This window comes from Nocardia uniformis NBRC 13702, assembly GCF_001613345.1.
Classification (GTDB): Bacteria; Actinomycetota; Actinomycetes; order Mycobacteriales; family Mycobacteriaceae; genus Nocardia; species Nocardia uniformis.
Genome location: NZ_BDCE01000087.1, coordinates 1 through 21,451, shown reverse-complemented (window position 1 = coordinate 21,451; position 21,451 = coordinate 1). Strand labels below are relative to the sequence as shown.

The 21,451-nt window shown below is 66.4% G+C and carries 18 protein-coding genes; 9 read left to right on the top strand and 9 right to left on the bottom strand.

Translation table 11 applies throughout. The annotated features are described in order from the left end of the window. Window positions 1-65 precede the first annotated feature (65 nt). Window positions 66-1,709, top strand: coding sequence for an ABC-F family ATP-binding cassette domain-containing protein (locus NU1_RS32010; RefSeq protein WP_067527216.1), 1,644 nt, complete (start codon window positions 66-68; stop codon window positions 1,707-1,709). On the opposite strand, the gene NU1_RS32005 is transcribed toward NU1_RS32010, so the two are convergent. Beyond that, entirely contained in the window at window positions 1,693-2,454 is a 762-nt protein-coding gene (locus tag NU1_RS32005; RefSeq protein WP_067527215.1) for a helix-turn-helix domain-containing protein, read from the bottom strand. The genes NU1_RS32010 and NU1_RS32005 overlap by 17 nt on opposite strands. A gap of 50 nt (window positions 2,455-2,504) precedes the next feature. On the opposite strand from NU1_RS32005, the gene NU1_RS32000 reads away from it, so the two are divergent. Continuing rightward, window positions 2,505-3,110 (top strand): DUF2867 domain-containing protein, encoded by a 606-nt coding sequence (locus NU1_RS32000; RefSeq protein WP_067527214.1) that lies wholly within the window; start codon window positions 2,505-2,507, stop codon window positions 3,108-3,110. Window positions 3,111-3,190: 80 nt separating this feature from the next. On the opposite strand, the gene glmM is transcribed toward NU1_RS32000, so the two are convergent. The 7 genes from glmM to NU1_RS31965 form a co-directional block, all read right to left on the bottom strand. After that, the gene (gene glmM, locus NU1_RS31995; protein WP_067527213.1) at window positions 3,191-4,567 is read right to left on the bottom strand and encodes a phosphoglucosamine mutase; all 1,377 of its coding nucleotides are present in this window, start codon (window positions 4,565-4,567) and stop codon (window positions 3,191-3,193) included. A 219-nt stretch (window positions 4,568-4,786) separates the two neighbouring features. Continuing rightward, entirely contained in the window at window positions 4,787-5,317 is a 531-nt protein-coding gene (gene rpsI, locus NU1_RS31990) for a 30S ribosomal protein S9 (RefSeq protein ID WP_084522000.1), read from the bottom strand. After that, on the bottom strand, window positions 5,314-5,757 hold the full coding sequence (rplM, locus tag NU1_RS31985) for a 50S ribosomal protein L13 (RefSeq protein WP_067527212.1): 444 nt from the start codon (window positions 5,755-5,757) through the stop codon (window positions 5,314-5,316). The genes rpsI and rplM overlap by 4 nt, the downstream gene beginning before the upstream one ends. 216 nt (window positions 5,758-5,973) lie before the next feature. After that, entirely contained in the window at window positions 5,974-6,714 is a 741-nt protein-coding gene (locus tag NU1_RS31980) for an endonuclease/exonuclease/phosphatase family protein (RefSeq protein ID WP_067527250.1), read from the bottom strand. 70 nt (window positions 6,715-6,784) lie between these two features. Then, window positions 6,785-7,429: a hypothetical protein gene (locus NU1_RS31975; protein WP_067527211.1), complete on the bottom strand. Its 645-nt coding sequence runs from the start codon at window positions 7,427-7,429 to the stop codon at window positions 6,785-6,787. Continuing rightward, window positions 7,429-9,174 (bottom strand): hypothetical protein, encoded by a 1,746-nt coding sequence (locus tag NU1_RS43550; RefSeq protein WP_245720406.1) that lies wholly within the window; start codon window positions 9,172-9,174, stop codon window positions 7,429-7,431. The genes NU1_RS31975 and NU1_RS43550 overlap by 1 nt, the downstream gene beginning before the upstream one ends. A 46-nt stretch (window positions 9,175-9,220) precedes the next feature. After that, entirely contained in the window at window positions 9,221-11,875 is a 2,655-nt protein-coding gene (locus NU1_RS31965; RefSeq protein WP_067527210.1) for an ATP-binding cassette domain-containing protein, read from the bottom strand. 69 nt (window positions 11,876-11,944) lie between these two features. On the opposite strand from NU1_RS31965, the gene NU1_RS31960 reads away from it, so the two are divergent. Next, a complete protein-coding gene (locus tag NU1_RS31960) occupies window positions 11,945-13,450 on the top strand; it encodes a neutral zinc metallopeptidase (protein WP_281221282.1) in 1,506 nt (501 codons plus the stop codon). 44 nt (window positions 13,451-13,494) lie between these two features. Here NU1_RS31960 and NU1_RS31955 read toward each other — a convergent pair whose 3' ends face one another. Then, the gene (locus tag NU1_RS31955) at window positions 13,495-14,883 is read right to left on the bottom strand and encodes an FHA domain-containing protein (RefSeq protein WP_067527209.1); all 1,389 of its coding nucleotides are present in this window, start codon (window positions 14,881-14,883) and stop codon (window positions 13,495-13,497) included. A gap of 196 nt (window positions 14,884-15,079) precedes the next feature. Here NU1_RS31955 and NU1_RS31950 point away from each other — a divergent pair, with 196 nt between their 5' ends. The 6 genes from NU1_RS31950 (at window position 15,080) to NU1_RS31925 (ending at window position 21,384) form a co-directional block, all read left to right on the top strand. Then, entirely contained in the window at window positions 15,080-16,291 is a 1,212-nt protein-coding gene (locus tag NU1_RS31950) for a DUF7373 family lipoprotein (protein ID WP_067527208.1), read from the top strand. A 120-nt stretch (window positions 16,292-16,411) separates the two neighbouring features. Continuing rightward, window positions 16,412-17,977 carry a serine/threonine-protein kinase gene (locus NU1_RS31945; protein WP_245720405.1) on the top strand — a complete coding sequence of 522 codons (1,566 nt, stop codon included), beginning with the start codon at window positions 16,412-16,414 and terminating at the stop codon, window positions 17,975-17,977. 69 nt (window positions 17,978-18,046) lie between these two features. Then, a complete protein-coding gene (locus tag NU1_RS31940) occupies window positions 18,047-19,282 on the top strand; it encodes a DUF7373 family lipoprotein (protein ID WP_067527206.1) in 1,236 nt (411 codons plus the stop codon). Window positions 19,283-19,300: 18 nt separating this feature from the next. Further along, window positions 19,301-20,512 (top strand): DUF7373 family lipoprotein, encoded by a 1,212-nt coding sequence (locus tag NU1_RS31935; RefSeq protein ID WP_157553318.1) that lies wholly within the window; start codon window positions 19,301-19,303, stop codon window positions 20,510-20,512. A 193-nt stretch (window positions 20,513-20,705) separates the two neighbouring features. Continuing rightward, entirely contained in the window at window positions 20,706-21,035 is a 330-nt protein-coding gene (locus tag NU1_RS31930; protein ID WP_067527204.1) for a WXG100 family type VII secretion target, read from the top strand. Window positions 21,036-21,081: 46 nt separating this feature from the next. Continuing rightward, a complete protein-coding gene (locus NU1_RS31925) occupies window positions 21,082-21,384 on the top strand; it encodes a WXG100 family type VII secretion target (protein ID WP_245720404.1) in 303 nt (100 codons plus the stop codon). Window positions 21,385-21,451 lie beyond the last annotated feature (67 nt).

Genomic DNA, 21,451 nt, shown 5'->3' with positions numbered 1-21,451 from the left:
TCCGACCCTGACTTTCCCTGGACCCCGACTCAGGGTCCAACCCTGAACAGGGCAGACTGCATGCAGTGAGCGCAACTCTGCACGCCCGCGGGCTATCGGCCGGACATGGTGAACGAACCCTGTTCGAGAACCTCGATCTGGTGCTCGCGCCCGGCGATGTGATCGGTCTGGTCGGCGTCAACGGCGCTGGAAAATCGACCCTGCTGCGCATGCTCGCCGACCGGCGCGCGACCGCGGGCACGATCACCCTCAGCCCGCCCGATGCGACCGTCGGCTACCTCGCGCAGGAGCCGGAGCGCATTGCCGGGGAGTCCGTCATGGAATTCCTGGCGCGCCGCACCGAAGTCGCGGCGGCACAACAGCGGATGGATGCGGCGGCGGAGCGCCTGGGCGACGGTGGCGAGGACGACTACTCCCCGGCACTGGAACATTGGCTCGCCCTCGGCGGCGCGGATCTGGAGCAGCGGGCCGCTGAGGTGGCGGCGGATCTCGGTCTCCTCGCGAGCCTGCCGCACGGCCTGGACACCCCCATGACAGTCCTGTCCGGCGGGCAGGCGGCGCGGGCCGGATTGGCGTCGGTGTTGTTGTCACGCTTCGACATTCTGCTGCTGGACGAACCCACCAACGATCTCGACCTGGACGGCCTGGAGCGGCTCGAGCAGTTCGTCAATGGCATCCGGGTGCCGCTCGTGGTGATCAGCCACGATCGAGAGTTCTTGGCGCGCACCGTGAACCGCATTGTCGAACTGGATCTGGCCCAGCAGCAGGTCGGGATCTACGACGGCGGCTACGAGTCCTATCTGGAGGAACGCGAGATCGCCCGACGGCATGTGCGCGAGGCGTTCGAGGACTACGCCGATACCAAGGCCGGGTTGGAGGCCCGCGCGGTCATGCAGCGCAACTGGATGGAACACGGTGTGCGCAATGCCCGCCGCAAGGGCAAGAACGACTCGGACAAGATGGGCCGCAAAACGCGCGCGGAATCCACCGAGAAGCAGGCGTCGAAGGTGAAGCAGACGATCAAGCGCATCGAACGCCTGGACGCGGTGGAGGAACCGCGCAAGGAGTGGGAGCTGCGCATGGAGATCGCCGCCGCGCCCCGGAGCGGCTCGGTAGTGGCGACGCTGTCGAATGCGACGGTGGCACGCGGCGAATTCATCCTCAGCCCGGTGACCGTCCAGGTGGACTACGGCGATCGCATCGTCCTGACCGGAGTCAATGGCGCGGGCAAATCCACCCTGCTGTCGCTCTTGCTCGGAAAGACGCGTCCCGACAGTGGATCCGCCAGTCTCGGCTCCGGCGTCGCCATCGGCGAGGTCGATCAGGCCCGCGGCCTGTTCCGCGGAACCGCCACCCTGGCAGACACTTTCAGCGCCGAAATCCCCGAATGGCCCGAGGCCGAGGTCCGCACCCTACTCGCCAAATTCGGCCTGCGCGGCCCACATGTAATGCGCCCCAACGACACCCTCTCCCCCGGCGAACGCACCCGCGCCGCCCTGGCCCTCCTGCAGGCCCGCGGCGTAAACCTGCTCGTCCTCGACGAGCCCACCAACCACCTCGACCTGCCCGCCATCGAACAGCTGGAGCAGGCCCTCGAATCCTTCGAGGGCACACTGCTGCTGGTCACCCACGACCGCCGCATGCTCGACAATGTGCGAGCAACCCGCCGCTGGCACCTGGACGCCGGAAAACTCACCGAGGCGCAGTAGCCGCCGACAACCCATCCGACAGTGGCCGGATGCCCGCCACGGCGAGAGCCGAGCCGGGTGTCCGTCCGGTCAACTCCGCCATGCTGCGGATCAGGTGCGCCTGATCCGCGAATCCGGTGCGCACCGCGACTTCGGCGGTCGGGAGGAATGGCAACAGTAGGCCCGCCTCGCGTACTCGATGCCAGCGACGCAGCTTGGTGAGCGAGCAGCCCACCATCGACGCGGAGAGTTGCCGCAGTCGCCGCGCGGATAATCCGACACCGTCAGCCAACTCTGCGAGGTCCGCACCGCCGCCCAGCATGGCGAGCGCCCGCGTCAGCCGCGGATCCACGACGGGCGGATCGCCCAGCGCCCGGTGCACGGTCCGCCGCAGTCGATCAGGATCGAACTCGTCCTCGAGGTCGGCGAGCAGGCGCCGGACATGCGCCTGGTCCAGGGCATGAATCCCGCGTGGCAGCGTGAGCCGGTGCGGATCGATCCACACCGAGGTCACCCCGGCCGGATGTCGCATGGTGTGCCACAGTCCGGGCGACACCAGCACTCCCGGCCCGGCCGTCTCCCGCCCCTGCTCGTCGGTGACCACCACCAGCCCATCCCACGAGAGCGTGAGCTGCCAGGTCGGGCTCCGGGCTCCCGGTCCCGGCGGCCCGGAAACCTCCGCGTAGCAGGTGAACTCGTCGCCGACCGCCGCGAAGACGGCATTGCCGTTTCGTTCAAGACGCCAGTATCGCGGCTGCCCGATCATCAACCCATGGTCCCATCACAACCGTTGACGATTCGGATGGAGTTCGACACATGAGGATCCCGAATACCGAATTCACCGAGCGCCCCTGGCGAGCGCACGAGATCACCCAGGACTTCCTCATCGAGGACGTATGGGTGCTCCCCACGCCCGGCGGCCCGGACGACCTCGACCGCCTGGTCGCTCAGATGACCGATGGTGATGGCGAGGCCATGAGCATTTCGTCGAATGTCATTGTCGGTACCCTCTGGACACTCCGGTGGAAGCTCGGGGCACTGCTGGGCTGGGACAAGCCCGAAAAGGCCGTCGGCCGCCGAGTGCCCTCACTACTCGAACGACTGCCGGCAGACCTGCGCGCCGTTCGCGGGCCGGATGTACAGGGGACACCATTCACCTCGGTCTTCCAGACCCCCGACGAATGGCTGGCAGAGTTCGCCAACAGCACCGTGCACGCCCTGATGCATATGGGTTGGGTCGAAGACGACAACGGTGGCTACCACGCGCAGATGACAGCGCTGGTGAAGCCGAACGGCCTCTTCGGCAAGCTCTACATGCGCGCGATCTCACCCCTGCGATACCTGCTGGTATACCCGCATCTGTTCCGAGAGATCGGAAAGACTTGGCGGGCAGGAACTCCGTCTAGATCCGGCAAGCCGTAAAGAAGGGGTGGCAGACGGCAATGGCAGTAACCACGCTCGGATGACAGTGCCGGTGAAGCCGAACGGGTGGTTCGGACGGCTCAGACCGCCGCGACCAGCTTCGCCAGATCATCGGCCAGGCGCTGGGCCTGATCGAGGTCGGTGGCCTCCACCATGACGCGGACGAGTTGTTCAGTTCCACTGGGGCGCAAAAGAACTCGTCCGGTTTCGCCGAGCACCCGCTCGGCTTCGGCCACCGCGTCCTGAACGGTGAGGGCCGCGGCGACCGCGGTCTTGTCGCTGACGTGGACGTTCACCAGCACCTGCGGGACCGTCTGCACAACGGAGGCCAGATCGGCCAGGGTGCGGCCGGTTTCGGACATGCGGGCCATGAGTTTCAGGCCGGTGAGGATGCCGTCGCCGGTGGTGCCGAAACGCGGGAAGATCATGTGGCCGGACTGTTCACCGCCGAGGCTGTAGTTGCTGCGGCGCAACTCCTCGAGGACGTAGCGATCGCCGACCGCGGTGGTGAGCACCGTGATTCCCGCCGCGCGCAGCGCGATGTGCAGGCCGAGATTACTCATGACGGTGGCGACGAGTGTGTTCTCGACCAACTCGCCCGCATCGCGCATGGCCAGCGCCAGCACCGCCATAATGGCGTCGCCGTCCACCACCGCGCCGGTGGCGTCCACAGCCAGGCAGCGGTCGGCGTCGCCGTCGAGGGCGAGGCCGAGATCGGCGCCGTGCTCGACTACCGCGCGCTGGATCTGGTCCAGATGCGTTGAACCACAACGGTCATTGATATTGAGGCCGTCCGGAGCGGCGTGAATCGGAATGACGGTCGCACCCGCCTCCCGATACGCGGCCGGGCCGACCTGCGATGCCGCGCCATTGGCGCAGTCCACCACCACGGTGAGTCCGCTCAGGTCGCGCCCGGTGGCCTCCACCAGGTGCTCCACATAGCGCTCGTGGGTACCTTCCAGGCTGTACTGATCGTGGGCGTCGAAGACATGGCCGCCCAAGCCGGACTGCCCGAGTACCCGGCCGATGGCGGCACCGGTGGGGCGAACGAACGCCGCTTCGGTGACCAGTGCCTCGATGCGGTTCTCCACGGCATCGTCGAGTTTGTGCCCACCCGCGGTGAAGATCTTGATTCCATTGTCCGGCATGGGATTGTGCGATGCCGAGATCATGACCCCCAGGCATGCGTCGTACACGCCGGTCAGGTAGGCGACCGCCGGTGTCGGCAGTATGCCCACCGAAAGTACGTCCACCCCAGCCGAAGTCAGGCCAGCGGTGACCGCGGCCTCCAGCATTTCCCCACTCGCGCGCGAATCGCGGCCCACGACCGCTAGCGCGCGCTTCTTCCCCCGGCTCAAAACCTGCGCCGCGGCGGCCGAAACCCGCAGCGCCAGTTCCGGACTCAGCGACTCATTGGCGAGCCCGCGGACTCCGTCGGTGCCGAACAAACGTCCCATAACCTCACCCCTGGTCGGTGGATACAGCACGAGAGCAGGCACCCACGCCCTCTCCCAGCCTCTCGTATCTCGCTGCGTTCCGCAGCGAGATACGACCAGTGGAAAACAAGGGCTCCGGTTGCGAAAACCGGTGCGGGGAGCCTGCTCTCGTACAGGTTGCCGGATAGACCGTACCGTGCCCGATACCAGACCGGGCACGGTGTAGCCGTCCGACGTAGATCAGCGCTTCGAGTACTGAGGCGCCTTGCGGGCCTTCTTCAGGCCGTACTTCTTGCGCTCGACGGCACGCGGGTCACGGGTCAGGAAGCCGGCACGCTTGAGGGCGGGACGGTCATCCGGGGTGACCTCGATGAGGGCGCGAGCGATCGCCAGACGCAGCGCGCCGGCCTGACCGGACGGGCCACCACCGACGAGGCGAACGAAGATGTCGAAGCTCTCGGTGCGCTCGACGGTCACCAGGGGCGACTTCACGAGCTGCTGGTGCACCTTGTTCGGGAAGTAGTCCTCGATGGTGCGGCCGTTCAGCACGAAGTTGCCGGTACCCGGCACCATGCGCACGCGAACGACGGCTTCCTTACGACGGCCGACGGTCTGCACCGGGCGGTCGATCACCGGGACGAAGACCTCCTCGGTGGCGTACTCGGCCTCGGCCTCGTAACCGTCACCCTCTTCGACGACCTCGACAACGGTGTCCTCGACGACGTAGTCGTCACCGACGGGGGCGTCGTTGAATTCCTCAGGAGCGGTCACTGGGCCACCTGCTTGATCTCGAACGGGATGGGCTGCTGAGCGGCATGCGGGTGCGTCGGGCCGGCGTAGACCTTCAGCTTGCCGATCATGCTGTTGCCGAGCTTGTTCTTCGGGATCATGCCCTTGACGGCACGCTCCACCAGACGGTCCGCACGGTTCTCGAGCAGCTCACCAACGGAACGCCCCTTCAGGCCACCCGGGTGTCCGGAGTGGGTGTAGAGGATCTTGTCCTGCCGCTTGTTACCGGAAACGGCAACCTTGTCGGCATTGATGATGATGACGAAATCGCCACCATCGACGTGCGGGGCGTAGGTCGGCTTGTTCTTGCCACGCAGCAAATTCGCTGCCTGAACGGCAAGACGGCCGAGCACTACGTCAGTGGCGTCGATGACGTACCACTTGCGGGTAACGTCACCAGCCTTGGGGCTGTACGTAGGCACAGTGCTTCCCTGTCTGTAGTCGGTGTTGCCAGCCAAGCGTGGCGGTCGAGTTGATCCCCGGCGGCCGGTGGAGACCCGGGAGACTCGTGGGACAGCCGGTTGCCCGGCGGTACCGCACGCCAACCGGCCACGATACCAGGGGGTGGCCATCCCCCTGAAACCGGTCCCGGCCGGAAGCCATACCCGCACACTCTGCGGAAAGCAGCAGGTCAGGACCTAACCACCGAAACCGAAACCGAAACCGACACCGATGGTGACGACGGTCGCGTGGACCAGATTATGGTCCGACAGGCCGTCCACATTGTCCACCGAGGCGTCGGTGATGGTCGCGGCGCGGCCGACCACATGGTCGATGAACCGCGACTTCGCACCCGAAGTGCGTGGTCGGGTCGGCACGGCCTCCGATTCGAAGGGGGCGACGGTGAAGCTCGGGCCGAGGGCGGCGGCAATTCTCTCGCGGTCGCGGTTGAAGTCGCCGAGCAGAATCGTGCCGCCCGGGTCGGTGGACAACTGCGCGAGGCGGGCGAACTGGCTGGCGCGCCGCCTGTCGCCCGTCACATGCGTGGCGATGAAGGTCGCGCCGAAGGCGCTGACGGCGAGCAGGCCCTTGCCCGGGTCGTTGGCGAAGGATTCGGCGACGACTTCGCGGCTCGGCCCGTCCACCAACAGGGCGAGATACTCCCCGCGATCGCTCAATATCGTCTCGATGCGGCGGGGGCGGGGCAGGCGCGGGTAGCGGAAGGCGTGGATCGTCCGGCCGGGGAGGGCTCGACGCAGACTGGCCAGCTGATCGCCGCTCACCTCCTGCAGCGCGATGATCTGTTCGGAGCGGGAGGCCACGCGGGCGGTCACCGCCTTGATCCGGAGCTCCTCGTCGGGCCAGCGCTGGGCGACGTCCTCGTACCAGTTCTCGGCATGGACGCGATGCAGCACGTTCCAGGTGGCAACCGTGATCATGATTCGCGATCGCATGTGGGGCACGGGCGAATCTCAGCCCGGCGGTGCGGTTTTCGCGTCACCACCGAGGTCAGATCCGCAGGGGCGGGCCCGGGTCCATATTGCGGATCGGGCCCGGGATCGAGTAGCGGAGGGTGTCGATACCCAGGGGGACACAGTCCACCTCGGCGGGGTCGCCGATGGCGGCGATACCCGGGAACGGGGTGTTGGACGCGAATGGCGCCCGGGAGCAGGAGCCGGCTACGAGCCGAGCATTGCGGTCCACGGACGGCCAGGTGCCGAATGCCTCGATCCACGGACCCGCGAAGTCCGCGGATCGCAGGTCGAAGGCGGAAGGGGCTGCTGTCGCGACAGGTTCGATCGCGGTGAGTCGCGCTGTGGTGGTGGCGGTTTCGCTGCCCGCGCCGAATTCGACGGCAGTCACCGTAGTGCCGCCGGTGGCGGCCGCCGCGGTGGCTCCGGTGCCGGTCGCGGTGCCGAATCCCGTTGCGGTCGCCATGAATCCGGTATCGGTGGCACGCGGGCCCAGGGCGTACGCGGTCCCGATATCGGCCGGGACCGTTCGGGTATCGGCCGGGACGGTTCGGGGGTCGGCCGCGCTGATCTCATCGGCGGTACCGGCCGCATCGACCGACTGCCCATGGCCCTGTATGGCGGCCACGGCCAGTGCGGCCGCGCCCAACATGGTGGGAGCCCCGAAGCGCCCGGCCTTCATCAGCCCTTGCCCTTCATTTTGTTCCACAGGCCCTTGCGCTGTTTGCGCCCGCCCTCGTCACCGGAGTCCTTGGCAGACTGGTCGGCATCATGATCCGGCGGTGACGGGTAGGGGGATCGCGGCCCGGGGGACGGCATCGGTCCACCGTACATCGAGCCGCCCTGACCTGCGGGTGTTCCGGGAGACGAACCACCGGGTCCGGGTTGCGCGGGGGGCGAACCGTACCCGCCGCCGGGCTTCCCGTACTCACCCGGTGCGCCGTATCCGCCCTGCCCACCCGCTGCGGGGTTGTAGCCACCGGCCGGGCCCTGCGATCCGGGCGGACCGTAGGAACCGGTGTTCGGCCCCTGCGGACCGCCGCTGTAACCGGGCTGCGGCGATCCGGGAGCCCCGCTCGGTGTCTGGCCCGAATACCCCTGTGCACCAGAACCCGAATAGCCCTGTCCCCCAGGCCCTGCCGACCCGCCCTGCGACGACCGACCCATAACGGCCGTCATCTGATCATCGGCAGGCGTGCCGGGCGGGCGCGTGAAACGGCTTCCCACACCCTGCAGCCCGGCTGGCAAAACGCGCGTCGACGGCGTGGAAACCGGCGTCTCCCCGGTGGTGACGCGCCGGGTCTCGCCCTCGGCGGGATCGCTCGGCGACTGCGGCGCGGGCACCTGCGGCTGCGCTGGTGCCGATGCGTGCCGCGGGCCCTGTTCGAGGGATCGGCCTTCCGTGCGATGCTCCGCCGATCCGACTGCGGCGGAGGCGGATTCCGGTGTGCTCTCGGACCCTGCGCCGGGCGCACCCGCCGACCGCTGAGCCTGCGGTTGCGGTTGCGGTTGCGGCGGTGGTTGCTGCTGCACCGGAGCGGGACCTTGCTGCACGGGAGCCGACGGCTGTTGTGGGAGCGGGGCCTGCGGAAATCCCTCGCTGTCATTGACGAGCAGGTGCGTCGCGCCCAACACCATGGCGTGCATGGGATGGTCGGCCACCTGGAGCCGATGACCGAGGTGGTTCTGGAACGCCAGTCGAATGGCGTCATTGAACGCGACATTGCCGGTGAGCAGCACGGTGGAGGTATCGGCACCAATGGTGCGGGCCGCCGCCATCACCTCGATCACCACATTGTCGGCCGCGCGGGCATCGTGCAGGGCCTCGGCGCTGATCGACACACCCACCGACTCGGTGGGCTCGTCGTCATCGCCGTGGACGGCCACCACCAGACAGCCGCGCCCATCGGAGTAGACCCCGGTCGCCCCGAGCACGGGCCCCGGATCGGTGCCGCGCACCAGGCCGAGAGCGCGCACGTACCCGGACAGCGCCACCGATTCCGGCAGCGGTTCGACCGAAACACCCAACTGTTCTACCAGCCGCGCGTATTCGTCGACCTGCTCGTCCGGCCAGTCGTCCGGGAACGGCAGCGCCACCACATCGGGCGCACCGCCGAGGTGCTTGCCGACCGATGCCAGCGGATTGAACATCCGCGCCCGGAACACCAGTTCCGCGGGCCAGGTCGCGCCCGCCACCACAATCTGCGGATGCCCGATGATGTCGCGCACATCGGAGATGGCGATACCGACGTCGGGACGCCGGTCGACACCCGCGGTATGCAGTCGACCGGACGAATCCGCCAGTAGGTATGCGGGCGGTGTATATGTGCTTTCCACCGGGACCGGGCGTATCGGTTTGCCGCCGCCACCGGCGGCCACCGTCACCACGTCCCAGCCGAGGTGCACTGCCCCAACTCGAGCCGTCACAGCCACTAGTCTGCCTGCTCAGTTTGGGAAACGCGCGTCGCGCCGGTCATGCGGCTGTTTTCTTGAGTCGCAGCCGCGACCAGGTGAGCAGAGACAGCACAATCGCCAGCACCACGAGCATGCCCACATTGAGGAACCAGATCGGCGCCTCGTGCTTCCACAGCTCATCCGGTTGCGCGGCGGAGAAGATGTCACGGATATTCACCGTTGAGGCTCCGCTGGCGTATCCCCAACGCGCCGGGAACAGCCATGAAACCTGCTCCAACCCAATACGGTCGGTGACCGGGATCATGCCGCCCGCCATCACCAGCTGGAACATAATGGTGACCACCAGTAGTGGCATCACCTGCTCATTGGACTTGGCCAGCGTCGACAGCAGCAGACCCACGATCACGCAGGTCACCGCCGTGAGCGCGATGCCGACATACAGCTCCGCACTGCCATTGGAGATCACTACGCCGGGTCCCGGCCGCTTCTTGCCCACCAGCACGATGGCCATCATCACGCCCGCCTGCAGCAGCGCGGCGATGCTGAAGATAATGATCTTCGACATCAGGTACGCCCCCGACCGCAGGCCGACCGCGCGCTCCCGGAAGTAGATTGCCCGCTCCCCCACCAGATCTCGCACGGTGAGCGTGGAACCCATGAAGCACGCACCGAGGATCAACACCACCAACAGCTGTTGCGCTTCGGCGCCGCCCTCCTGGACGAAACTGTCGCCGACCTGTTTGAGCGCGCCCTTCTGAAAACCGTTGGTACCGGGCACCACCAGCGATAGTCCACCGAGTACGAACGGCAGGATCACCAGGAAGGCGAGATAACCGCGGTCTGCCAGAATCAATCGTAGCTGTCTGCGGGCAAGCGTTGAGAACTGTTTGAAACCACTGGATTTCGGTGGTATCGCGGGTTGCACCTGCCGCACCGGGGGCGGCGGTGGCGGCGCAAAGGCTTGGCGGGAACGGAAATTCGCGAAGGCGCGGTCGGGATCGGCTGCGACACGGGCGAAGATCTCCGCCCAGTCACTGGTGCCGAGGAAGTCGCGAACCGTACCCGGATGTCCGGCGAACGCGGTCTTACCACCGGGTGCGAGCAACAGCACCTGATCGCACATATCCAGGCAGGCCACCGAGTGGGTGACCACGATGACGGTGCGACCCGCGTCGGCTAGCTCACGCAGCATGGTCATGACCTGTCGGTCCAGCGCCGGGTCCAGACCCGAGGTGGGCTCGTCGAGAATGAGCAGCGACGGACCGGTCAGCAGTTCCATGGCCACCGAGGCGCGCTTGCGCTGGCCACCGGAGAGCCGGTCCACCCGGGTATCGGCGTGCTGGGTGAGCGAGAGTTCGCCCAGCACACCGTCGATGACGCGCTGCCGGTCGGCCTTGGTGGTATCGGGCGGCAGTCGCAGCTGGGCCGCGAAGCCCAGCGCCTGCTTCACGGTGAGCTGCTTGTGCAGCACATCGTCCTGCGGCACCATGCCGATGCGGGAGCGCAGCGCGTCGTATTCGGCGTGCAGATTGCGCCCCTCGAAGGTGACGGCTCCGGCCGACGGCTGGGTACTGCCCGCGATGAGTTTCGACAGTGTGGATTTACCCGCACCGGAGGGCCCGATGAGCGCGGTCAGCGATCCGCGCCCAGCCTGCATATTCACATCGACGAGCAGTTCCTTATTGCCCTCGACGGTGAATCCGACGCCGTGGACGTGCAGACCCTGCTCGGCGACCGGCCGCTGCCGGTGCTCCAGCTTGCCCTGCTTGACCACGAAGTCGACATTGCCGATGGTGACGGTATCGCGTTCGCGCAGCAGTGTGCGCTGCTCGCGACGACCATTGACGAAGGTGCCGTTGGCCGAACCCAGATCCTCGATGCTGAGGCCCTGACTGCCGCCGAACAGGCGAGCGTGCCGCCGGGAGGCCAGCGGATCGTTCACGACGATCTCGTTGTCGGGCGTACGGCCGATGTGCAGTCCACCCGGCGGCAGTCGGTCCGCGCTGGCGACGGGCTCATCGGAGGACCGCGCCCGCATCGGCGGCAGCGCGGAGATGTCAGCCTTTCCCGTTACCTCCATATTCACCGGAGCGCCCGGGTGCAGCGGCACCGACGGTTGTGGGGGCGAGGGCGGACGCTGCACCGGCTGCGGCGCCGAAGGTTGCCGCTGCACCGGCTGCGGCGCCGAGGGCTGGCGCTGCACGGGCTGCTGATTCGACGGGGGACGTTGCAGCGGTTGCTGATTCGAGGGTGGGCGCTGCACCGGCGCCTGGTTGGACGGCGGCCAGCCCACATTGGGCTGCTGATTCGACGGCGGACGCTGACCGTGCGGCTGTGGTCGCGGCTGCGGCTGCGGCGGCGGGGTGCGGCGCTCGGGCTGCTGCGGGGCCCCGACCCGCGCGGCCTGCGGCAGCAGCTGCAGCAGTGGCCCGGTTATCGCGTCGCCGAGACGCACCTGGGTGGGCCGGTGAATGGCGAGCGGGGCGGCGAGCCTGCGGGCATCCACGAAGACACCATTGGTGCTGCCATTGTCGCTGAGTACCCAGGCCCCGCCCTGGAAGGATAGGATTGCGTGCACGCGTGATACGAGCGGGCTATCGACGAAGAGAGTCACTTCGGGGGCGCGCCCCATAGTGATCTGCTGGCTCGCGTCGAAGACCCGTTCGGTTCCATCTTGACGCACGGTGATCTGCTGCGCCCCCGGTAAAGACATGCTGCGGATACTATTCGATTGCCCGGAATTCGGCGGAGCCCTGATCGGCAACAGGTCCACCGCGGGGCGATGAACTGGTCGGTCTGCAAGGGAGTGAATGTGTCGATGCGCCGTACGACCGGTCGATTGTTCGAGCCGGGCGGCCGGGCAGCGGCGCTACCCGTCGTGCTCACCCTCATCGCCGTACTGCTCACCGGATGCACCTTCACCGTGGACGGACGCGCCGTTTCCATCTACGACGACCCGTTCAAGGTGGCCGGACTGCCCACCACCAGCGGCCCCAGTGGGCCGCGCGCCGGGGTCGCCGACTCCACTCTCACCGCCAGCCATTCCGATGGCGGCGAGATGGACAAGCTGGTACTCAATGCCCTCGAGGATATCCAGACCTATTGGCAGAGTGAGTATCCCCGGGAGTTCGAGGGCGAGTTCACTCCGCTCGACACCTTCGTCTCCTGGAGTGCGCGCACGCCGCGGAAGGAAGCGGTCGAGTTCTGCGAGGACACCACCTACCGGCTCGTCAATGCCGCCTACTGCAGCCTGGACAATTCCATCGGCTGGGATCGCGCGGTACTGCTGCCCGCCGTGCAGGAGCAGTTCGGGAAGATGTCGGTGGTGACGGTCATGGCGCACGAGTACGGCCACGCCATCCAGACCATGGCCAAGATCGTCACGCGAAAAACCCCGACCCTGGTCAAGGAACAGCAGGCCGACTGCTTCGCGGGCGCGTTCATTCGCCATGTGGCCGAAGGCAAGTCCAAGCACTTCACCATCAATACCTCCGACGGTTTGAATTCGGTGCTGGCCGCCACCGTCGCCATTCGCGATGACAATCCCGACGATCCCGACAGCGTGCACGGATCAGCGTTCGAAAGAGTCACCGCCACCCAGATCGGATTCACCGATGGGGCCAAGGGCTGCAAGACCATTGACGCGGACGAGATCGAGAGCCGCCGCGGCAAACTGCCGCAGACCTTCGGTGACGACACCAATCGCGGTGAATCCGAGATCGACCAGGCGACTTTGGATGAAATGGCCAAGGCCATGGCCGCCGTCATGCCGATTTCCAACGAGCCCGAATATGACTACCGGACGGCGAAGATGAGCTGCCGCAACGGCGCCGACACCGTCCCGGTCACCTATTGCCCGGCCACCAACACCATCGGCACCGACCTGTCCGCCCTCGCGGAACGCGGCGCCTCCAATGCCGATGAGCAGGACGGACTTCCGGTGAAGGTGAGCGGCGACTACAACGCCTACGTGGTGTTCATCTCCCGCTACGCGCTGGCCGTACAACGAGACGCCGGACAGAAACTCACCGGCGCCAAGACCGGATTGCGCGCGGCCTGCCTGGCGGGCGTGATCACCAATAAACTGGCCGACCCGGGCACCAACGACCAGGTCGGAATCACCCTCTCCCCCGGCGATCTCGACGAAGCGGTCTCGGGTCTACTCACCGATGGCCTCGCCGCCAGCGATACCGAGGGCAAAACGGTGCCGAGCGGATTCTCTCGCGTGGACGCCTTCCGCGCAGGTGTTCTGGGCAGCCAGAACACCTGCGCCGCTCGGTATTCCTGACCGCTACAACAGCGGCACGCCCCGACATCCCGGCGAGGTGGGGCTCAGCCGAACGGTGGTGGGGCGACGGGTTCGAGCCGCAGCACCCGGTTGCCGAGCATGACCTCCGCGCCGGGCGCGAGTGTCATCGGCTGGTTCGGTTGTAGCCGAATCCAATCCCGGTATCCGGGATTTCGCACCCGGGTGCCATTGGTGGAGCCGCGGTCCACGACCGTGACATCCCAATTCAGCAAACGGATTTCGGCGTGCGCGCGCGACATTCCGCCGGAGGAGTCGTCGATACGCAGGGGCGCCAGGCCCGCTCGCGCCGCCTCGGACTGCTCCGGATCGCGGCCGAGCACGGCGTCGGCGGCCAACATGTAGGTCATCCCGTCATCGAGAACCAGCATGCCCAGGGGCGGCCGGATCACCTCGGCCAACGGCTGGGTCTGATCCACCGGCATACCGCAGACGCTGCAGAATGCCGAACGCGGATCACTGGGATGGGCTCGCGCGCATTTGAATCCGCGCACCTTCACGGTGAGCGCGGTGGCCTTCGCGGTGGCATCGAGCCGACTCTGCAGATTCGGATCGGGCTTCGGCGCGGGATTGGTACCCGCCTCCGTCTGGGTGGGCGCGTGATGCGGGTCGAAACCACCGGTGGCGGGCAATGATTCGGGCCGTGACGGCGGCGAATCGGCAGGTGCGGACCGAGGTTCGGGCTCCGGGGCGAAATCCGGTTCGGATGGTGGTCGCGTGGAAGTGCGGGTGGGGGTGAGGTCGGGGTCGTCGAATTGGGGCTCAGCGCGGTCGGTCACCGGATCGAAGGCCGAGGTCGGCGGCGGCACACTGCGCTGTTCGCCCGTGGTGGCGCGATGTCGCCCAGCCGTTTCGGACGCGCGCGGCCGCCAGGTGAGCACCGGATCCCCGACGAACCACACGATCGCCCCCGCAGCCTGCGCCACACCTTCGACCAGCGAACCGATTCCGCGCTCCGGCAGCTCCGGCACCCGGCCCTTGCCGTCATCGATATACAGCGCCGCCGCTCGCGCCGGATGTTCGGCAACCCGATCCACCGTGAAGGCGGCATCGCTGCCGCGGTAGTACTCGACCGTTCTACCGGCCAGCACCGCGGTCGCCGCACCATGCAGAAATATCGCCAGGCCACCGGTATCGGCGGCGGAGAGAATTCCGAAATCCACCGATTCACCGGGTGAGATACGGTCGGCCTCCTTCATGAGCCACCGGGTGGCCTGCCGTGCGACCAATCGCCCGGGCCCCTCGGGAGCCTGCTCGGAGGCCTCGACCACCAATTCCGCCAGGCCCCGCGCGGCCACCATGGCGCGTGAATCCGCGGTCGGCACGCCCCGTTCCCGATGTGCGACCAGGATCACAGCGCCCGCGATCCGGGTGAGCACATGACTGCCCGCGACAACCTCGACCTGCCGATCCATCAATGGACTCGGCCCTCGGTCGACCGACGACAGGTGGAGCTCAACACACGCACCAGGTTACGTGTCGCTGTCGCGGTTGCGTCCGGCCCGTCCGCCGACGATGACACCCGTGAACGATCTTCTCGTGCGACGCCGCTCCGGGCGGGACCATCGTCGGTTACTTTGAACGCATCGTCTGGGAGGAACGAGGACTGACATGGTTCGCAGTGCGCGCAAACCACTTTTCGCTGTGTACCTTTCGCTGACCGCGGTCGTACTCGCCGCGTGCGGCAGCGTGCACGGCACACCCGTCGCCGGCGAAATCGACGTCCGCGAGCTCGAGGTCGGCGCCTACTCCACCGACAAGTACCGCTACGACCAGGACGCCGGGAACAGCGGGGCGCTGCTCGAGGGCTTCCGAATGTCAGAGGCCGTGGCCCCGACCGTCGCTATCGACCCGGCACTGGTCTACGGTCGCGGCGGCCGCGCCACCACCGATGCCGCCGACGCCACCGAAACGGCATTGGCCGCGGTATCGGAACCGGTGCTGGAGCGCAATAACCTGTTGGCCGCCTTCGCCGCCAGCGGTTCGGACCGGGCCGACCTGTCCGGGCGCGAGGATGCGCCCGATTCCACCACCGTCACCAATATGGTGCTGCGCTTCGCGGATGAGCAGACCGCCGCCACCGCCGCACAGGAGTTGGAGGACGCGGACTTCGACGTCGCGCCGGAACTCAATCGCAAACTCTCGCTGAGCCAGTACCCGGACGCGCACATCCACTGGCGGCCGGGTATCGCCACCGTCGGCGCCTTCATGGCGTACCGCGACTTCGTCATCTCGCTGTTCATCGAGCGCCCCGAAGCCGTGGAGCAGGATCTGCTGGACTGGGTGCGCAAGGCCCTGGACGCGCAGGTGCCGGTGCTGGACAAGTTCGAACCCACCGCCCAGAGCCAATTCTCCAGCCTGGAGGTCGATCCGGACGGACTGCTGGCCCGCGTCACAGTGAAGGACCGCAGCGGTATGGAGCCCGATCCGCGCCTGTTCAATATCTACGGCCCCACCAAGCTCGTACACAACGCCAATGACCAGTCCAAGATCCGGAAAGCCGTGCAGGACAGCGGGGCCGAAGCCATGGCCAATGCCGATACCGGTTCGGTGATCCGCACCCGCGACGCGGCCGGAGCCGAACTCCTGACGACGGCCCTCCTCGCCGATGAGAGCGACCACTACGACACCACCGACGCGCCCAAGGAGGTGCCGGGTGCGCGCTGCGTGCGATTGAACAGCAAGGGCGACAGTGAAACCGAGTACAAGAACCGCTGCTACGTGACCTACAAGCGCTACATCGGCGTGGTCTCGAGCGATGATGAATCCGATGTGCGGCAGCGGGTGGCGGCGCAGTACGCATTGTTCGCCAATAGCCTCTGAAGCTAGCCTCTGAAGCCGCCACAGCGGCATTTTGTCAGCCCATCGCAGGTCGGAGCCGTCCAGTATGCTCCGGACAGCATCCAGCCCCACCGAATTACCAGGAGTTTCAGAGTTATGGCGATGAGTCCCGGCACCATCGTCGGCGGTTACCGCATCGAACGGGTGCTGGGCAGCGGCGGTATGGGAACCGTCTACCTCGCCAAACATCCGCAATTGCCGCGCATGGACGCGCTCAAGGTGCTCAGCGCCGACCTGTCCCGCGATGCGGAGTTCCGGGGCCGCTTCGAGCGCGAGGCCAATATTGTCGCGGGCCTGGATCATCCGAATATCGTGTCGGTCCACAATCGCGGCGAGGAACACGGCCAACTCTGGATCGCCATGCAGTACATCGAGGGCACCGACGCCTCGGCGGAGCAGAAGCGCGACCCGCACTCCATGACGCCGCTGCGCGCTCTGAGCATCGTTACCCAGGTCGGTAAGGGCCTCGACTACGCGCATCGCAAGAGTCTGCTGCACCGCGATGTCAAACCCGCCAACTTCCTGCTCTCCACCGCCAAGGACGACGACGAAGAACGCGCTCTGCTGGCCGATTTCGGCGTCGCCAAGTCCGCCGAGGACACCGTCGAACTCACCCAGACCGGCAGCTTCGTGGCCACCATCGCGTACGCGCCGCCGGAGCAGCTCTCGGGTCAGCCGCTGGACCACCGCGCCGATATCTACAGCCTGGCGTGCTCGTTCTTCAAATTGATCACCGGCCAGAACCCCTATCCGGCAACGCAACCCGCGCTGGTCATGATGGGGCACCTACACGAGCCACCGCCGCGCGCCACCAGCGTCAACCCGCATCTGCCCGGTGCCATCGATTACATCTTCGCCCGGGCGCTGGCCAAGAATCCGGCCGAGCGCTTCAACACCTGCCGCGAATTCACCGACGCCGCGGCCAATGCGCTGACCCCAGGGCACAACCCGGTCCGAACCAACACATCCCCCACCTATCCGGTCCAGGTACCACCGCCGGGCATGCTGCGGCCGAACTACGAAACCGGTCCACACACAGCCACTTCCATCTCCTCGCCGCACCACCCGATCCCCACCCCGGCTCCTGCGAAGAGCCGCAGGGGCCTGCTGCTGGGCGCGGGCGCGGCGACCGTGGCGGTCGCGCTCGCCGCCGGAATCGGCGTGTGGGCGTTGAACGGCGACGCCTCGACCGGGAATACCGGGGCGGCAGCGACTTCCACCGCGACGACGGCGCAGACCCCCAAGGACCGGGCACGCCAGGAGAATCCGGGCTTCCAGGGCAAGACCATCACCATGGTGGACGTCACCGATAGCAAGAATTTCTCGATCTACCTCGGCGGCACACCGCAGACACAGTTCCTCACCGACCTCGGCTTCGTCTACAACCTCAGCTTTACCCGGCAGGGCGACGAACCGTCACCGCGGCCGTCAACGGAATACGGGGAGCTGAAAGCCCCCGATGATTCCTACATCATCGCCGTCCGCAGTGACGAAAAGGCCGGGGGCGGTGGACTTCTCGGACTGCCCTATCAGATCACCGGCTCGCGCGCCGCGGTGATCCCGCTCGACGATGCCGCAGCCGTCGCCGCCATGCGCAATTGGACGCCCGATTCCGAGCAGGTGCTGCTGTCCAAACTCGTCCCGGTACTGCACGACCGCATCAAGTAAGGTGACCGGCGAAGTAGGAGGCCGAGGCCGCGGCGGGCATCGCGGATCGGCTCGAGGGGAGGGGACCCCATGCGTAATTTCGGCCGGGCGGCGTGCGCCGTCGGCATCGCCGTATCCATCGCGCTCACCAGCGCTTGCGGATCGGATTCGGACTCGCCGGCCGACCCGGCCGAGCCCGTCGTGGATCTGGCCAGCCTGAACGTCGGTGGTTTCCCGACCCAGATCAAGCCCTATGACAAGGTCAATTCCATCGAGCTGGCCAAACTCATCGAGGCCGAGCGGCTGGCGAACTACCTGCCGCTGCCCTCGGAGATCATGCCCGAGGTGAAATACGCGCCATCGGCCCAGGGCGGTGCGGTCCGGCCGTTTATCGACTTCAGCTCGGCTGCCATTCGAACCCGGGCTGACGCGGATCCGGATGCCATGAATGAAGCCGCGCAGGGGTTCGTCGGGGGATTCGTCACCACCGGCCGCTCCGATGCGGTCGCGAACCTGTCCTACGAACTCGACAACGTCGTCATGGTCTTCTCCGATGATCAGGCGGCGGCCGATGCGGCGGCGGCACTCGGGCGACTGGACCTGGAATCGGGCCCGGACGAGAACCAGGCCGTAGAGATTCCCGATCACCCCGAGGCGATCGCCTTCACGGTCGACAATATCTCGGGTCCGGGTCAGCTCCGATCCTGGTACGCCACCGGCAAATTCGTCATCTTCACCTATGTCTACGACAGCGTCATGTCGGTATTGAAGGAACGCGACCTGCCGAAGCTGTTGGAGCGGGCGAAGCGCAGTATCGAGGTCATCACCCCGCGGGTCGCGGAGTTCCCGGCGACCCCGTCGGACCAGCTCATGGACTTGCAGGTCGATCCGGACGGCGTGCTGGCGCGCGCGCTGTTCACGGTGCTCGACGATAACTCCCAGCGCGGTATGCCCGGTGTGTACGACCGCCAGGGTGGCCTACAGATCTCCAGCGCCCCCGAGGTCGACGGGCCACTGTTCGAGAAGACCGGCGTGGACCGCGTGGCCTGGCGCGGTTCGTTCCTGTACCGCACCAGGGACGCGGCGGCGGCCGCCGAATTGATTGCCGAGCGCACCGAGACGTCGCGGAAGTTCCAGCGCGCCGATTCCCCGCAAAATCTGCCGAATGCCCAGTGCCACCAGGCCGTCAACGCCAATAAGTTCGAAATCGCCTACTACTGCTTCGTTTCGCACGGGCGCTACGCGGCCGAGGTCGCGGCGAATCAGTTACTCGATGCACAGCAACGGATTTCCGCGCAGTACGCCCTGCTGGTCAACAGCAACTGATCACCGCCGAGGATGAACATGCTTTCACGAGGTATTCGTTTCGCGGCCCTGGCGGCGATCACACTGACGGTGGCCGGATGCGGATCCACCATTGACGGAACAGCAGCGGCGGGCGAGCTCGACGTTCGGGAATTGGAGGTCGGCAAGTACGCCACCGATCCGCTGGACCTGCGCTACACCTACTACCACGACCTATCCGGCGGTGCGAACCTGGCGCTCATGCGCCTGGCCGACCAGGTGGTGACCGGGCCGGAGATCGACGCGCGGTTGAAATACGGCACCGGGGCCGTCCCGATCCTGGATGCGGAAAAGGCGACCAAGACACTCGCCGATGTCACCCAACCGGTGCTCGAGAGCAATGGCATGATGTTCGGCTACGCCGTCGGGCATCGCGATACGCCCGCCGACAAATCCGGAAAGCGCCCGGAGGACGCCTCTTTCACGACGGTGACCGTTCTCCAGTTCCCGAGCGAGGAGGCGGCGAAGAAGGCCGCGATGGAGATCGAAGAGCTGGACTTCGAGCTGGCCGCCGATGCGAACCAGCCGGTCCAGCTGTCGAAATACGCTGATGCGCACACACATTGGCGGCCAGGCGTGCCAACTATCGGTTCCGTCATGGCGCGTTCGAACTATGTCATCAATGTGTACGCGGGTCTGAAGGACCCCGAACTCGACAAGCTGACCGAACTCGTCGAGCAGGTGTACGACGCCCAGGCCCCGCTCCTCGACGCGCTGAAACCGCTCAATCGCGAAGATATGCTGCGCCTGAAGTACGACACCGATGGCATGCTGCGCCGCACCCTCAATCCGGACGGTTTCGGTAGCCCCGATATCAGCAGTCAGGCGGCGTTCGAATTGCGCGGCTTCCTGCACCAGGTGAGCGATCAGGACCATTGGTCGCGTGTTATGCGTGACGTCGGCATGGACCGCTATTCGCTGAGCCGATCCATGTCGAACAGTTCGATGGTGTTCCGCACCCGCGATACGGAAGCCGCGGAGAACTTGATCACCGTCATTCTGGAGAACTCGTATCCCAATGCGGCGGACGCACCGGCCGCGATTCCGAATGCGCGATGCGGCGAAAGTCCCACCAAGGACGATTACAGCACCAAGCGGTTCCGCTGTGCGGTCACCTATCGCCAGTACGTAGCCACGGTGGAGGGCGATCAGCTCACCGACGCGCATCAGCGAGCGGCCGCCCAGTACGCACTGCTGACCAATAGCTGGTAGTCGACCAACCGGTCGGCACTGTGGGATTACTCTCGCGTGCCACACCTCGCGTAGCGGACATCAGAGCTGGTCAGACCGCATACCCGTCGGTTAGGGTGCTGACAAATTGCTGAACAGGGGTGGAACCGCAGGGCAATGACCCGCGTCCAAGACTGAGTAGGGGTCGTCCGCCCGCGAACCGAGAGGAGGCACCGTGGCAGGTGCATTCGAAGCGAGTAATGAGCTCATCCAGGCCAAGGCCCAGGAGTTCAAGAAGACGCACGAGATGCTGATGGGCCAGATCCGTCAGCTCAAATCCGATGAGGACGCCATCACCACCGGCTCCAATTGGAAGGGCGGCGCGGCCGATGCCTTCAACGCCTTCATGGAGCGCTATTACTTCCAGGCCGACCGGCTCAACGACAAGTTGATGCAGACGGCCGAGGGCCTCATCAAGGCCGGCTCCAACTACGAGGATCACGACCGCGACTTCGCCGCTCAGGTCAAGGCGCAGGTCTCCAGCCTCGACCTGCCCCCGGTGTAAAGAACCTCACACCCTCACTCTTTCCAACCTGAGCAAAGGACATCCCATGGCAGCATCGATGGGCCAGATTATTTCCGCCCAGTTCGCCGGTGTGGAGCAGAACGCCAACACCATCATCAAGCGGGCCGAAGGCATTCGCGATCAGCTCGAGGCCTTCCACCGCAGTGTCGAGGAATTCGTCACCAATAACTGGAAGGGTGACGCCAACGAGGCGTTCGCCGACCTCCAGCGCGTCTGGCGCTCGCACACCGACCAGCTCAATGCCACCCTCGGCGGCGCGGCCACCCTGGTGCGCACCGGCAATGCCGAACTCCAAGCCAAGGACACGGCCCTCGCGGGCTTGTTCTGACTCTGCACGAATAATGCCCCGGCAGTTGGACTGCCGGGGCATTGCCGTGTCTGGGGATGCGGGCAAC

Bases quoted from the DNA above. Each gene is read 5' to 3' on its own strand.
- NU1_RS31945 (WP_245720405.1), top strand. From the start codon at position 16,412: ATGAGTCCCGGCACCATCGTCGGCGGTTACCGCATCGAACGGGTGCTG.
- NU1_RS31925 (WP_245720404.1), top strand. From the start codon at position 21,082: ATGGCAGCATCGATGGGCCAGATTATTTCCGCCCAGTTCGCCGGTGTG.
- NU1_RS31955 (WP_067527209.1), bottom strand. From the start codon at position 14,883: ATGGATCGGCAGGTCGAGGTTGTCGCGGGCAGTCATGTGCTCACCCGG.
- NU1_RS31965 (WP_067527210.1), bottom strand. From the start codon at position 11,875: ATGTCTTTACCGGGGGCGCAGCAGATCACCGTGCGTCAAGATGGAACC.
- NU1_RS31960 (WP_281221282.1), top strand. From the start codon at position 11,945: ATGAACTGGTCGGTCTGCAAGGGAGTGAATGTGTCGATGCGCCGTACG.
- glmM (WP_067527213.1), bottom strand. From the start codon at position 4,567: ATGGGACGTTTGTTCGGCACCGACGGAGTCCGCGGGCTCGCCAATGAG.
- NU1_RS31935 (WP_157553318.1), top strand. From the start codon at position 19,301: ATGCTTTCACGAGGTATTCGTTTCGCGGCCCTGGCGGCGATCACACTG.
- NU1_RS31980 (WP_067527250.1), bottom strand. From the start codon at position 6,714: ATGATCACGGTTGCCACCTGGAACGTGCTGCATCGCGTCCATGCCGAG.
- NU1_RS32005 (WP_067527215.1), bottom strand. From the start codon at position 2,454: ATGATCGGGCAGCCGCGATACTGGCGTCTTGAACGAAACGGCAATGCC.
- NU1_RS32000 (WP_067527214.1), top strand. From the start codon at position 2,505: ATGAGGATCCCGAATACCGAATTCACCGAGCGCCCCTGGCGAGCGCAC.
- NU1_RS31950 (WP_067527208.1), top strand. From the start codon at position 15,080: ATGGTTCGCAGTGCGCGCAAACCACTTTTCGCTGTGTACCTTTCGCTG.
- NU1_RS31975 (WP_067527211.1), bottom strand. From the start codon at position 7,429: ATGAAGGCCGGGCGCTTCGGGGCTCCCACCATGTTGGGCGCGGCCGCA.
- NU1_RS31940 (WP_067527206.1), top strand. From the start codon at position 18,047: ATGCGTAATTTCGGCCGGGCGGCGTGCGCCGTCGGCATCGCCGTATCC.